The 11,953-nt window shown below is 68.3% G+C and carries 13 protein-coding genes; 4 read left to right on the top strand and 9 right to left on the bottom strand.

Annotation, left to right across the window (positions count from 1 at the left end; all coding sequences use genetic code 11):
* Window positions 1-116 precede the first annotated feature (116 nt).
* The gene (gene queA, locus G369_RS0110415; RefSeq protein WP_019653945.1) at window positions 117-1,160 is read left to right on the top strand and encodes a tRNA preQ1(34) S-adenosylmethionine ribosyltransferase-isomerase QueA; all 1,044 of its coding nucleotides are present in this window, start codon (window positions 117-119) and stop codon (window positions 1,158-1,160) included.
* 5 nt (window positions 1,161-1,165) lie between these two features.
* Window positions 1,166-2,338, top strand: a complete 1,173-nt coding sequence (gene tgt / locus G369_RS0110410; RefSeq protein WP_019653944.1) for a tRNA guanosine(34) transglycosylase Tgt — start codon at window positions 1,166-1,168, stop codon at window positions 2,336-2,338.
* 9 nt (window positions 2,339-2,347) lie between these two features.
* On the opposite strand, the gene G369_RS0110405 is transcribed toward tgt, so the two are convergent.
* Window positions 2,348-2,725, bottom strand: a complete 378-nt coding sequence (locus tag G369_RS0110405; protein ID WP_026346306.1) for a hypothetical protein — start codon at window positions 2,723-2,725, stop codon at window positions 2,348-2,350.
* Between the two features lie 113 nt (window positions 2,726-2,838).
* Between G369_RS0110405 and G369_RS0110400 the strand changes: the two genes are divergently transcribed.
* A complete protein-coding gene (locus G369_RS0110400; RefSeq protein ID WP_019653943.1) occupies window positions 2,839-3,621 on the top strand; it encodes an SDR family NAD(P)-dependent oxidoreductase in 783 nt (260 codons plus the stop codon).
* A 133-nt stretch (window positions 3,622-3,754) separates the two neighbouring features.
* Here G369_RS0110400 and G369_RS0110395 read toward each other — a convergent pair whose 3' ends face one another.
* The 7 genes from G369_RS0110395 to G369_RS0110365 form a co-directional block, all read right to left on the bottom strand.
* The gene (locus G369_RS0110395; protein ID WP_019653942.1) at window positions 3,755-4,138 is read right to left on the bottom strand and encodes a DUF3597 domain-containing protein; all 384 of its coding nucleotides are present in this window, start codon (window positions 4,136-4,138) and stop codon (window positions 3,755-3,757) included.
* A gap of 136 nt (window positions 4,139-4,274) precedes the next feature.
* Window positions 4,275-5,345 (bottom strand): zinc ribbon domain-containing protein, encoded by a 1,071-nt coding sequence (locus G369_RS0110390; RefSeq protein WP_019653941.1) that lies wholly within the window; start codon window positions 5,343-5,345, stop codon window positions 4,275-4,277.
* A 22-nt stretch (window positions 5,346-5,367) separates the two neighbouring features.
* Window positions 5,368-6,168 carry a DUF2145 domain-containing protein gene (locus G369_RS0110385; protein WP_019653940.1) on the bottom strand — a complete coding sequence of 267 codons (801 nt, stop codon included), beginning with the start codon at window positions 6,166-6,168 and terminating at the stop codon, window positions 5,368-5,370.
* Window positions 6,165-6,626, bottom strand: coding sequence for a hypothetical protein (locus tag G369_RS0110380; protein ID WP_019653939.1), 462 nt, complete (start codon window positions 6,624-6,626; stop codon window positions 6,165-6,167). The genes G369_RS0110385 and G369_RS0110380 overlap by 4 nt, the downstream gene beginning before the upstream one ends.
* A gap of 29 nt (window positions 6,627-6,655) precedes the next feature.
* Entirely contained in the window at window positions 6,656-7,165 is a 510-nt protein-coding gene (locus G369_RS0110375) for a YiaA/YiaB family inner membrane protein (protein WP_019653938.1), read from the bottom strand.
* A gap of 125 nt (window positions 7,166-7,290) precedes the next feature.
* On the bottom strand, window positions 7,291-9,249 hold the full coding sequence (locus G369_RS0110370) for an MFS transporter (RefSeq protein WP_019653937.1): 1,959 nt from the start codon (window positions 9,247-9,249) through the stop codon (window positions 7,291-7,293).
* Between the two features lie 14 nt (window positions 9,250-9,263).
* On the bottom strand, window positions 9,264-10,118 hold the full coding sequence (locus G369_RS0110365; RefSeq protein ID WP_019653936.1) for a hypothetical protein: 855 nt from the start codon (window positions 10,116-10,118) through the stop codon (window positions 9,264-9,266).
* A gap of 145 nt (window positions 10,119-10,263) precedes the next feature.
* Here G369_RS0110365 and G369_RS0110360 point away from each other — a divergent pair, with 145 nt between their 5' ends.
* A complete protein-coding gene (locus G369_RS0110360) occupies window positions 10,264-10,998 on the top strand; it encodes a helix-turn-helix domain-containing protein (RefSeq protein ID WP_019653935.1) in 735 nt (244 codons plus the stop codon).
* A gap of 109 nt (window positions 10,999-11,107) precedes the next feature.
* On the opposite strand, the gene pyrF is transcribed toward G369_RS0110360, so the two are convergent.
* The gene (gene pyrF, locus G369_RS0110355; RefSeq protein ID WP_019653934.1) at window positions 11,108-11,929 is read right to left on the bottom strand and encodes an orotidine-5'-phosphate decarboxylase; all 822 of its coding nucleotides are present in this window, start codon (window positions 11,927-11,929) and stop codon (window positions 11,108-11,110) included.
* Window positions 11,930-11,953 lie beyond the last annotated feature (24 nt).

The following is an 11,953-nucleotide window of genomic DNA, read 5'->3' as shown; positions in this document are numbered from 1 at the left end:
AACCCCGCGAAGCCCGCGGAAATGGCCGGCTTTCGCGGCATGGGACAATCGGGCCCTCCCCCGCGTCCCACCGCTTCCCGTCTTTCTTGGAACGGGCCCGTCCGGCCCTCAAGCACATGCGCGCTTTCACGCTCTCCGATTTCGATTTCGCCCTGCCGCCCGAGCTGGTGGCGCAACACCCGGCCCCCGAACGAACCTCCTCCCGCCTGCTCGACGGCACGGGGCCCGCACCGGTCGACCGCATCTTCAGGAACCTGCCCTCGCTGCTGCGGCCGGGCGACCTGCTGGTCTTCAACGACACCCGCGTGGTGAAGGCCCGCCTCTTCGGCGAGAAGCCGACCGGCGGCAAGCTCGAGCTGCTGGTCGAGCGCGTGCTGCAGGGCCAGGAAGTGGTGGCGCACATGAAGGTGAGCAAGAAGCCGCCCGTGGGCACCACGCTGGAGATGGTCGGCGGCTTCCGCGCCACGCTGCTGGGCCGCTGGCCGGACGAGAACGGCGCCCTCTTCCGCTTCGCCTTCGAGAGCGGCACCGGCGAGAACCCCTACATGCTGATGGAACGCTGCGGCCACGTGCCGCTGCCGCCCTACATCACCCACACCGACTCGGCCGAGGACGAGAGCCGCTACCAGACCGTGTTCGCGCGCGTGCCCGGCGCGGTGGCCGCGCCCACCGCCGCCCTGCACTTCGACGAAGGCCTGCTGGCCGAGCTGGAGGCGAACGGCGTGCAGCGCGCCAACGTCACGCTGCACGTGGGCGCCGGCACCTTCCAGCCGGTGAAGACCGAGAACATTTCAGAACACACGATGCACGCCGAGCGCTACGAGGTGCCCGAGTCGACGCAGCGCGCGATTGCCGACTGCAAGGCGCGCGGCGGGCGCATCGTGGCCGTGGGCACGACCACCGTGCGCACGCTCGAATCGTGGGCCAGGAGCGGCGAGGCCGCGGGCGACACGCGCATCTTCATCACGCCGGGCTTCGTCTTCGAGCACGTCGACCTGCTGGTGACCAACTTCCACCTGCCCAAGAGCACGCTGATGATGCTGGTCTCGGCCTTCGCGGGCTACGAGCGGGTGATGGGGCTTTACGCCCATGCCATCGCCGAACGCTATCGCTTCTTCAGCTATGGCGATTCCATGCTGCTGGCACGCAACCAGGACTGAACGACATGCTGAACTTCGAACTCCTCAAGACCGACCCCGACAGCCACGCGCGACGCGCCACGCTCACGCTCAACCACGGCAAGGTGCAGACGCCGATCTTCATGCCCGTGGGCACCTACGGCACGGTCAAGGGCGTGATGCCGCGCAGCCTGGAAGAGATGGGCGCGCAGATCATCCTGGGCAACACCTTCCACCTGTGGATGCGCCCGGGCCTCGACGTGATGGCCAGCTTCGGCGGGCTGCACCAGTTCGAGAAGTGGGACAAGCCCATCCTCACCGACTCGGGCGGCTTCCAGGTTTGGTCGCTGGGCGCGATGCGCAAGATCAGCGAGGAGGGCGTGAAGTTCGCGTCGCCGGTCAACGGCGACAAGCTGTTCCTCACGCCGGAGGTCTCGATGCAGATCCAGACCATCCTCAACAGCGACATCGTGATGCAGTTCGACGAGTGCACGCCCTACGACACCAAGGGCCACATCACGACCGAGGCCGAGGCGCGCATCTCGATGGAGCTGAGCCTGCGCTGGGCCAAGCGCTGCCAGGCCGAGTTCTCGCGCCTGCAGAACCCGAACGCGCTCTTCGGCATCGTGCAGGGCGGCATGTACGAGAACCTGCGCGAGGAGTCGCTCGCGGCGCTGGTCGACATGGACTTCCCCGGCTACGCCATCGGCGGCGTGAGCGTGGGCGAGCCCAAGGAAGAGATGCTGCACATCATGGGCCACACGCCGCACCGGCTGCCCGCGAACAAGCCGCGCTACCTGATGGGCGTGGGCACGCCCGAAGACCTGGTGCAGGGCGTGGCCGACGGCGTGGACATGTTCGACTGCGTGATGCCCACGCGCAACGCGCGCAACGGCACGCTCTTCACCCGCTTCGGCGACCTGAAGATGCGCAACGCGCGCCACAAGAGCGACCCGCAGCCCATCGACCCGAGCTGCACCTGCCATGCCTGCGCGGGCACCTCGGGCGTGAGCTGGAACGACGGCGGCCGCGAAGGCTTCAGCCGCGCCTACCTGCATCACCTCGACCGCTGCGGCGAGATGCTGGGGCCGATGCTCACCACCATCCACAACCTGCACTACTACCTGAACCTGATGCGCGAGATCCGCGAGGCGCTCGACGCGGGCACGTTCACCGAGTTCCGCGCGCGCTTCAAGTCGGAGCGCGCACGAGGCGTCTGAGGCTTCGCCTCACTTCAGCGGAAGGATCGGCAGCGGCGTGGCGTAGGGCTCGATGCGCAGCGCATCGTTCTTGAACACCACGATCTGCCTGAGCGGCGCCTGCACCAGTGCGCCGCCCGCGTCCTTGCTCGATGCGTACTGCCACAGCGTGAGCTGGCCCTTGGCGGCGAGCTGGGTCGCCAGCCGTTCCACGGCGGGGCCCGAGCCTGCGCCGAGCAGCGCGGCGTCGGCGCCGACGATCACCTCGTCGCGCGGCGAGACCACCTTGAAGAGCTGGACACCCGGCGCTGCCCCCTGCGCCCGAACCGAGCGCACCGCCAGCGCGGCGGGAACGAGCATCGCGAGCGCAACGAGGGTGCGGCGGCCGGGGAGGGTCTTCGTCTTCATGGAAGCAAGCGTAGCCACGCACGTGCGCGCCGCCCATTCGCCGGAAGCCATACAACGGCCGGCCGCTATCCGCTACGCTTGCCGTCCGTCTCCAACGCCGTTGCTGCATCCCCATGACCGACGCATCACAACTTTCGCCCTACACCGCCCGCTATCCCTCGCTGGCCGGACGCACCGTGTTCATCTCCGGCGGCGCCAGCGGCATCGGTGAAGGGCTGGTGCGGGCCTTCCATGCGCAGGGCGCGAAGGTGGGCTTCTGCGATCTCGACAGCGCCGCCGGCAATGCGCTCGCGGCGCAGTTGCAGGGCGAACACCCGGCGCTCTTCCTGCCCTGCGACGTGACCGACACGGCCGCCCTCGCGGCCACCATCGACTCGGTGCGCCAGCGCTTCGGGCCGGTGTCGGTGCTGCTGAACAACGCCGCCAACGACCGCCGCCACGAGATGGCCGACGTGACCGACGAGGACTTCGACCGCCTCGTGGCCGTCAACTTCAAGCACCAGTTCTTCGCAGCGCAGGCGGTGGCCGACGACATGCGCGCGCTGGGCGGCGGCTCGATCATCAATTTCGGCTCGATCAGCTGGATGATGAAGGGCAGGGGCTACCCGGTGTACCAGGCCTGCAAGGCCGCGGCGCGCGGCCTCACGCGCTCGCTGGCGCGCGACCTGGGCAAGCAGAACATCCGCGTGAACTCGATCGTGCCGGGCTGGGTGATGACCGAGCGGCAGATCAGGCTGTGGGTCAAGCCCGAGTCGGCCGCGGAGATCGATGCGGCGCAGTGCCTGCCGGGGCGCGTGATGGCGGAGGACATCGCGGCGATGGCGCTCTTCCTCGCGGCCGACGATTCGCGCATGTGCACCGCGCAGGATTACGTGGTGGACGCGGGCTGGACCTGAAAAAAAGCCTCGCGCATTGCGCGAGGCTTTCTGTTCTGGAACACCGCGGAACCGGCTTCGCCGGGCCGAAGGTGCTGCCCCCTGCAAGGGGGTTGGCGCAGCGACACGAAGTGCGTGCAGCCCGGGGGTGTGCTCAGTCCCGCAACTCAGCCGGAACCGTACCGCCGTTGGCGGCCAGCTTGGTCATGACCTGGCGGTGCAGCCAGATGTTCATCTTGGCGCTGTCGCTGGTGTCTTCACCGTAGCTCAGCTCGGCGGCCAGCTGCTTGCGGGCTTCGAGGCTGCTGTCCAGGCCCAGCAGCTTCATCAGGTCGACGATGGAGGTGCGCCAGTTCAGGTTCTTCGAGCCCGGCATCGCGTCGAGCACGGCGGCCACGTCGCCCAGCGGAATGGCCGGTGGCGGCGCGGCCACGGCGGGCGCCGGTGCATCGGCTGGCGCCGCGGGGGCTGGTGCCGGGGCCTCAGCGGCTTTGGCGCCCGGGAAGATCTTGGAAAGGATGCTGCCAAAAATGCTCATGCTTGTGCTCCGTCGAAGGGTTGGCTGGAAGTCTGCGGCAACACTTGTGTCGCAGCCGGGGTTTGTAGCACGGCCCCGCGGCATGTCCGCTACATGACGTGTCGAAGCTTCCGCGCGCCGTGACCGAATTCGCAGACTACGCCTTCGCCGTCCCGAGGGGCGGCAGCACGTGATTCGCGGCCGAGGTGCCGCACGCGTGGCAGAACTTGGAGAACGCGCTCTTGCGCGTATCGCAATTGCCGCAATGGTCGAACAGGCCGATGCCGCAGTGCGGGCAGAAGTCGATCTCGTTGTTCTTCAGGTCCACCGGCCGCTCGCAGCCCGGGCACACGCTCTTGGCCAGTCGCGCGAGCGCGGTGTCGTAGCTCAGTTCCTCGCGGCGCACCTGGTCGGGCTGCTGCTCGGCCAGCTTCTGCCGCGCGAGGTAGCGATTGAGCGCGACGATGGCGTAGCGCCCCACCAGCACCGTGAGCACGATGCCCACCACGTAGCGCACGTAGCCGCCGTAGCTCGGCAGGTAGGGCACCAGCTCGACGAAGAAGGCGAACAGCGCGAAGAAGATGAAGCCCCACACGAAGGGCCAGTAGGTGCTCTTGCGCTTCTTGACGAAGAGCCAGCCCGCCACCACCAGCAGCGGCAGCGTGAGCGCCAGCCGGTAGGCGAACACGCGCAGCTCCACGCGGCGGTACTCGGCCTCCAGCTTGATCTGCGCATCGCGCTCCAGCTCCGACAGCGCGATGCGTGCGCGCTGCTCGCCCTGGCGCGCATCCAGCGTGATCTGCTGCTGCGCGTTGACCTTGCGCTGCAGCTCTTCCTCCTTCTGCTTGAAGGCGTCGAGCGCCTTGGTGCGCGCGATGAGCTCGGCGTCCTGGTCGGGCAGCGCGGTGGCGCGCCGCGTGGAAAGCCAGTTGGCGAAGGTCTCGCGCGCATTGCGGCTGGCCTGCTGGGCGGCGTTGAGCTGCAGCTGGATCTGGTCGAGCTCGCGCGCGGCCTGCAGCTCGGCAGCCTCCGATGCCTTGATGGTGGCGCGCAGCGGCTCGGCCCGTTGCTTGTCGATGAAGTCGTCGAGCTGGCGCACCCGCTCGACCTGCGGCAGGTCGCTCACCACGGTGCTGCCGAGCCCGATGAGGAAGCTCGCGAACACCAGCGCCACCAGCCAGAGGCCGCGGCGGAACCATTTCTCGGAAAGTCTCAGGGACTTGCTCATGTTGTTTTCTCCTTGTTCCTTCTCACTGGAGCTTCAGCGTCACCGGCGCCGCGCCCAGGCCGGCGCGCGGCATCCAGGCGAACACCGAATCGACCGTGACCGTCTCGATGCGATCCGAAAAACGCTTGTCGTTGGGATGATCGTCGAAGGCCACATTGGCCGAACCCACGCGGCCGCCCAGCCGCGTGAGCGGCCCGAGCTTCAGCGTGGTGGGCTCGTAGGCCTTGAACTGCATCCACGCCTGCGCCTGCGCGCGGTCGGCGATGGTGGCGGGTTCCATCGCGGCGGCCATGGTTTCCATGGCCCACTGGTTCGACTGCTGGTACTTGCGGCCCCACGCGTAGCTCACGATGCTGTAGGGCTGCGTGTGCAGCCGCACGATGCGTGCGGGCGGTTCGTTCAGTGCGGCCAGCAGCCGCGCCTGCACCTCCGGCGTGGGCACGACCCATGCGGCCTCATAGCGCCAGAGGTCGTCGAGGAAGAACTCCCCGAGCCCCTGGCGATAGACCTCGGCCACCGCCGTGCCGCACTGGTTGAGCTTGTGCACCACGCGCCACGGACCGGCCTCGGTCCTGTAGGCGAAGCCCAGGTGCGAGTAGCGCAGGCCGTACTTGCCGAGGTCCTGTCCGGCGCGCGCGAGGATCACCACGCGGGCTCCGCTGGCATCGAGCGCCTGCGAGGTGCGCTCGGCCAGCTGCATGCCCTTGGCGATCACGGCCGGCGTGGGCCGGATCTGCTCGCAGGAGCGGCCGGCCTGGGCCTGCATCGGCAACAAGGCCATCGCAGCCGCCAGCGCGAGCAGCGGGACCAGCGCGCGATTCACGACAACCTCTCGTTGTGCAGCAGCGCGCGGCCGATGGCGTTGGGCACGAAGGCCAGCACCTCGCCGGCCGCCGACAGCACGACGCCCGAGCCGATCACGGTGACGAGGACGCTGGTACCCACGGCCTTCGAGGCGCCATCGGCCGCGCGGCCGGCGACCTTGATGCTGGCGCGCGCGCCGTCGGAGGCGCGTTCGAGCACGTACACCGTGCCGTCCACCGAGGCCTCGACCGCGACCACGGCGAGGGTCGAGCCGCCCACCGAGAGCGCGGCGGGCAGCGCGACCGCCGTGGTGGCCGAAGCCCCGACGGCGGAGCCCGCGACCACCACCGACGCCACCGGCATCAGCGAGAGGGCGAGCGAGGCATCGCTCTGGGCCTGGGCTTGCAGGGGAACCGCGACACCGGCGAAGACAGTGCTGGCGGCGACGAGGGCGGCGGCAATCGACTTCCTGATCATGATGAGTCTCCGTTCTTCGGATGCGTGAGTCATTCGGCGGCAGCAGCGGCGGCGGCTTCGGCGCGCGCCATCCGGCGGCCCTGCAAGCGGGCTTCGGCCAGATCGGCCTCGTGGCGGTCGCGCAGCGTCTTGGCCAGCGTGAAGGCCGAGCTGATGAGGAACAGCCAGCTCACGCCCATAAAGGCCTTGTAGGCGTCGTTGATCTCCATGCGAACGAGGCCCCAGCCGGTCAGGCCCATCGCGACGAAGAAGCTGCCCCAGACGACCAGCTTCCACATCGGCACGTCACGCGACGCTTCGGAGCCCCGCTCGGCGGCCTGCTGGCTGTCGCGCACGAACTTCGACAGCATGAAGGCCGTGCTCAGGCAGAAGACGTAGCCCATCACCATGAACGCCCGGTCCAGCGCTTCGCCCGGCAGCCAGCTCAGGCCGGTGGCGCACAGGAAGACGGCGATCGCGAACGAAGCCCAGGCCTGGAAATGCCAGGCCCGCGTGTCGCGCTGGATGAAGACGGTCGTGGTCGATGAGAAGGGTTGCATGGATGCCTCGCGGCGTAGTGAAGGTGAGCGAATGATGGTTCGCTTCCGCACCGCGAGGCTTGAATGCTTGCACCGGTTGCGGTTTCCGGCGCCGCCGGTATCCGCAAGCGATACTTTTCAGGGGTTCAGGAGGCCAGCAGGGCGCCCACGCGCTGGCGCAGCCCCTCGGGCTGCACCTCGGCCGGCGGCACCGGGGCGCCGACGTTCAGGCCCACGCGGCTGAAGAAGCCGCGGCGGAAGGGCTTGGCCATGGCCACGCGCTCGCCGCCGCGCAGCTCGATGCGGCTGAAGTACGAGCCCCAGAGGTTGATCAGCGCCATCGGGACCACCGGCGGCTCGATGCCCTGGGCGCGCGCGCCCTCGAGGATCTTCATCACGCCGCCCTTGAAGGGCTGCAGTTCGCCGTCGCGCGTGATCGCGCCCTCGGGGAAGATGGCCAGCAGGTCGCCCTCGCGCAGCACTTCCTGCGCCTTGGCGAAGGCGGCCTCGTAGGCGGCCGGGTCTTCCTTCTGCGACGCGATGGGAATGGCCTTGGCCAGCTTGAACAGCCAGCCCAGCACCGGCACCTTGAAGATGCGGTGATCCATGATGAAGCGGATCGGCCGCGGGCTCGCCGCCATCAGCAGCACCGCGTCGATGAAGCTCACGTGGTTGCACACCAGCACGGCCGCGCCCTCGGTGGGGATGTGCGTCTCGCCACGGATGTCGAAGCGGTAGACGAAGCGCGACAGCACCCAGGCCACGAATCGCAGCAGGTACTCGGGCACCAGCATGAAGATGTAGAACGCCACCACCGCGTTGGCGATGCCGGTGAACAGGAAGATCTGCGGAATGGTGAATCCCGCGCCCAGCAGCGCGCCCGCGATGACCGAGCTGCCGATCATGAACAGCGCGTTGAGGATGTTGTTCGCCGCGATGATGCGCGCACGGTGCGTGGGCTGGCTGCGCAGCTGGATCAGCGCGTACATGGGCACGCTGTAGAGCCCCGCGAACAGCGACAGCAGCGCGAGGTCGGCCATCACGCGCCAGTGCGCGGGCTGGTGGACGAAGGTGCCGATGCCCATCTCGGCCACCTTGGGCAGGCCGCGCGAGGCGAAGTACAGGTCGATCGCGAACACGCTCATGCCGATGGCGCCCAGCGGCACCAGGCCGATCTCCACCTGCCGGCGGCTGAGCGTCTCGCACAGCAGCGAGCCGACGCCGATGCCCACCGAGAACACCACCAGCAGCAGCGAGGCCACCTGCTCGTCGCCGTGCAGCACTTCCTTGGCGAAGCTCGGGAACTGGCTCAGGAACACCGCGCCGAAGAACCACATCCACGAGATGCCCAGCAGCGAGCGGAACACCACCACGTTCTCGTTCGCGAGCTTGAGGTTGCGCCAGGTCTCGCTGACCGGGTTCCAGTTGATGACCAAGCCCGGATCGGTGGCCGGCGCGCGCGGAATGGCCTGCGCCACGCCCCGGCCCACCAGCGCCAGCAGCACGCAGCCCACGGCGACGCTCGTGTGGCCGACGTTCGGCAGGGCCACCAGCAGGCCGCCCGCCACCTGCCCGAGCAGGATGGCGACGAAGGTGCCCATCTCGACCATGCCGTTGCCGCCGGTGAGCTCGCGCGCGTCGAGCACCTGCGGCAGGTAGGCGAACTTGACCGGGCCAAACAGCGTCGAGTGCAGCCCCATGAGGAACACGCAGGCCAGCAGCACCACCGCATTGGCCGTGACGAAGCCCCAGGCGGCGATCAGCATGATCACGATCTCGAGGTCCTTGACGAAGCGGATCATCTTCGTCTTGTCGAACTTGTCGGTGAGCTGGCCGGAGGTGGCCGAGAACAGCAGGAAGGGCAGGATGAAGAGAGCGCCGATCACCAGGCCCGCCATCGAAGGCGGCATCCAGCTCAGCTGGAGCTGGTAGGTCACCATCACGGTGAAGGCGAACTTGAAGAGGTTGTCGTTCGCCGCGCCAGCGAACTGGGTCCAGAAGAAGGGCGCGAAGCGCCGCTGCCCGAGGAGCGCGAACTGGTTGGCGTGGGCGTTCTCCTCGTGAGCCACGGGCGTGGCCGGGGCTGCGGCGGCGGGATTTGTCATTCGAAGAGTGCTCCTCATGCGGCCACGGCGGCGGCGCCCGGATTGTGCCGCAGCGCGGCTTGCCAGCGCATCTCCAGCTTGCGCAGCGCGAACACCACGGGCAGTCCGGCGAACGAGGCCGTCAGGTGCTTGAGCGTGTGGCCCGACACCGTCTGCTGCGTGAATTCGTAGATCTGGTGGTCGGCCATCTCGAAGCCCTTGGCCAGCACGTAGAAGAAGATGATCCAGCCCAGCTTCAGCCCCACCGACTTGCGCATCGGCGTGGCGAGCGCCAGCGTCAGCACCAGCGCCATGCCGCCGAACTGCACCAGCGCCCAGGGCATGACGTTGCCCGTCTCCTGGAACACCTCGGCCGACAGCAGACCGGCCGTCAGCACGAACCAGGCGGCCGGCCAGCCGGCGCGCTGGCTCACCCGTTCGCAGACCGCCACGCCGATCAGCCCGGCGAAGGCCACCGCCATGCCGGCGCGGTCGGCGGCGAGCCGGGGGCCGTCGGGCATGAGGTGGTAGAAGGCCGAGCCGGCGGCGGTGGCGATCAGGCCGGCGAAGAAGAGCCACGCGCAGTCGAGCGTGTTGTCCGGCGGGTCGCTGGCCGGCGGGGCCAGCGGAAACTGCGACAGCGCCTCCTGGTGCGAGCGGTCGATGCGGTTGAGCCGGTACAGGCCCCACAGGCCGATCACCACGAAGGGGATGTTGCTCAGCACGTCCATCGCGTTGGGCAGCCCGTGCCAGGCGCGGTTGTCGGCGAACACCGAGGCGATGGCAACGTCGGCGGCCGGCAGCTCGGGGCCGAAGAAGCCGATCAGCGCGAGCAGCGCGAAGGTGAAAAGCAATCCGCGTTCGCGGCGGCTGAGGGAGGGTAGAAGCATGGCGGTCCTCGGTGGTGGTCTGAACTGGCGCGGAATTTAGGGTCCGCACCCCTCCAGAGGCATCGAGAATCGATACGAGGTACTAATTCACACCCGGTGGTATCTCCAATTGATACTTGCCGACGCCCGTGTACGCTTCCGGCCCATGAGTACCACCGTCGATCTCGTCCAAGCCCTCAAGAACGAACTCAAGAACGCCCGCATGACCTACGCCGACCTGGCGCGGTCGCTCGACATGGCCGAATCCAGCGTCAAGCGCATGCTGGCCAAGAGCGACATGCCGCTGTCGCGCGTGGACGCCATCTGCCGGGCGCTGAAGATCGATTTCGCCGAGCTGGCGCGCCGCGTGGCCGACGCCCAGCCGCTGCTGAAGGAGCTGACGCACGAGCAGGAGAAAGCCGTGGTCAAGGACAAGAAGCTGCTGCTGGTGGCCATCAGCGTGCTGAGCCAGTGGACGCTGGAGCAGATCGTGGCGGCCTACCGGGTGAGCGAGGCCGAGTGCATCGGCTTCCTGGCCCAGCTCGACCGCATCGGCATCATCGAGCTGCGCCCGCTCAACCGGTATCGCCTGAAGCTCGCCAAGACCTTCCGCTGGCGCCCGCACGGGCCGGTGATGGAGTTCTTCCGCGAGAACGTGGTGCTCGACTACTACAAGGGCGGCTTCGACGGCCCGGCCGAGGGCCTGCTGCTGGTGCACGGCCAGATCAGCCGCTCGCTGGCGCCCGCCTTTCTGGAACGCCTGCAACGCGTGGCGCAGGACTTCGCCCAGCAGCACCAGACCGACCAGAAACTGGCCGCCAAGGACCGCGAGGGCTACACGCTGCTGCTGGGGATGCGGAACTGGGAGTTCGAAGCTTTCACGCGGCTCCGTAGAGCATGAGGCTCAATCCAGGAACACCGAGGAACCGGCTCCGCCGGGCCTCTGGGTGTTGCCCCCGGTAGGGGGAAGGCGTGCGCGACACGAAGTGCGCGCAGCCTGGGGGCGAGCCCTATTTGGCTGATTCCAGAGTGTCGCGCATGGTGCGCGCGGCAGTCTTGGCCGCTTCGGCGAAATCGTCGCCCGACGAGGCGTAGATGATCGCGCGCGACGAGTTCACGACGATCGGTGCATCGGGGCGCCAGCCGGCGCGCACCGTGGCGACGGCATCGCCGCCCTGGGCGCCGACGCCGGGGATCAGCAACGGCACCGTGGGCGCGAGTTCGCGCACGCGCTCGATCTCGGCGGGGTAGGTCGCGCCCACCACCAGGCCGAGCTGGCCGTTGAGGTTCCACGGCCCCTGCGCCAGCTTGGCGACGTGTTCGTACAGGAAGGGCTGGCCTTCGACGTCCGCCAGGCGCTGGCCCTGCAGGTCGGAGCCGCCGGGGTTGCTGGTGCGGCACAGCAGGAAGGCGCCCTTGCCCTCGTGCTTGAGGTAAGGCGCCACCGAGTCGAAGCCCATGAAGGGCGACAGCGTCACCGCGTCGGCGCCGTAGCGCTCGAAGGCTTCGAGGGCGTACTGCTCGGCGGTGGAGCCGATGTCGCCGCGCTTGGCGTCGAGGATCACGGGCACATGGGGCGCGTTGCGGCGCATGTGCTCCATGAGCTTCTCGAGCTGGGCTTCGGCGCGATGGGCGGCGAAGTAGGCGATCTGCGGCTTGAAGGAAATGACCAGGTCGGCCGTGGCGTCGACGATGCGAGCGCAGAAATCGTAGATGCGGGTGGCGTCACCCTTGAGCTGACCCGGGAACCGGGCAGGCTCCGGATCGAGCCCCACGCAAAGCAAAGAACCGTTTTTTTGCTGTGCGGCGGCCAGCTTGTCGAGAAAAGTCATGAGGCCCGATTTTAGGCGGGCCGT

It is taken from the genome of Variovorax atrisoli 110B (assembly GCF_000382045.1).
GTDB classification, from domain to species: Bacteria; Pseudomonadota; Gammaproteobacteria; order Burkholderiales; family Burkholderiaceae_C; genus Variovorax; species Variovorax atrisoli.
This window is presented reverse-complemented; position numbering and strand designations above follow the sequence as displayed.

Bases quoted from the DNA above. Each gene is read 5' to 3' on its own strand.
- tgt (WP_019653944.1), top strand. From the start codon at position 1,166: ATGCTGAACTTCGAACTCCTCAAGACCGACCCCGACAGCCACGCGCGA.
- G369_RS0110365 (WP_019653936.1), bottom strand. From the start codon at position 10,118: ATGCTTCTACCCTCCCTCAGCCGCCGCGAACGCGGATTGCTTTTCACC.
- G369_RS0110380 (WP_019653939.1), bottom strand. From the start codon at position 6,626: ATGATCAGGAAGTCGATTGCCGCCGCCCTCGTCGCCGCCAGCACTGTC.
- G369_RS0110395 (WP_019653942.1), bottom strand. From the start codon at position 4,138: ATGAGCATTTTTGGCAGCATCCTTTCCAAGATCTTCCCGGGCGCCAAA.
- G369_RS0110400 (WP_019653943.1), top strand. From the start codon at position 2,839: ATGACCGACGCATCACAACTTTCGCCCTACACCGCCCGCTATCCCTCG.
- G369_RS0110390 (WP_019653941.1), bottom strand. From the start codon at position 5,345: ATGAGCAAGTCCCTGAGACTTTCCGAGAAATGGTTCCGCCGCGGCCTC.
- pyrF (WP_019653934.1), bottom strand. From the start codon at position 11,929: ATGACTTTTCTCGACAAGCTGGCCGCCGCACAGCAAAAAAACGGTTCT.
- G369_RS0110360 (WP_019653935.1), top strand. From the start codon at position 10,264: ATGAGTACCACCGTCGATCTCGTCCAAGCCCTCAAGAACGAACTCAAG.
- queA (WP_019653945.1), top strand. From the start codon at position 117: ATGCGCGCTTTCACGCTCTCCGATTTCGATTTCGCCCTGCCGCCCGAG.
- G369_RS0110375 (WP_019653938.1), bottom strand. From the start codon at position 7,165: ATGCAACCCTTCTCATCGACCACGACCGTCTTCATCCAGCGCGACACG.
- G369_RS0110405 (WP_026346306.1), bottom strand. From the start codon at position 2,725: ATGAAGACGAAGACCCTCCCCGGCCGCCGCACCCTCGTTGCGCTCGCG.
- G369_RS0110370 (WP_019653937.1), bottom strand. From the start codon at position 9,249: ATGACAAATCCCGCCGCCGCAGCCCCGGCCACGCCCGTGGCTCACGAG.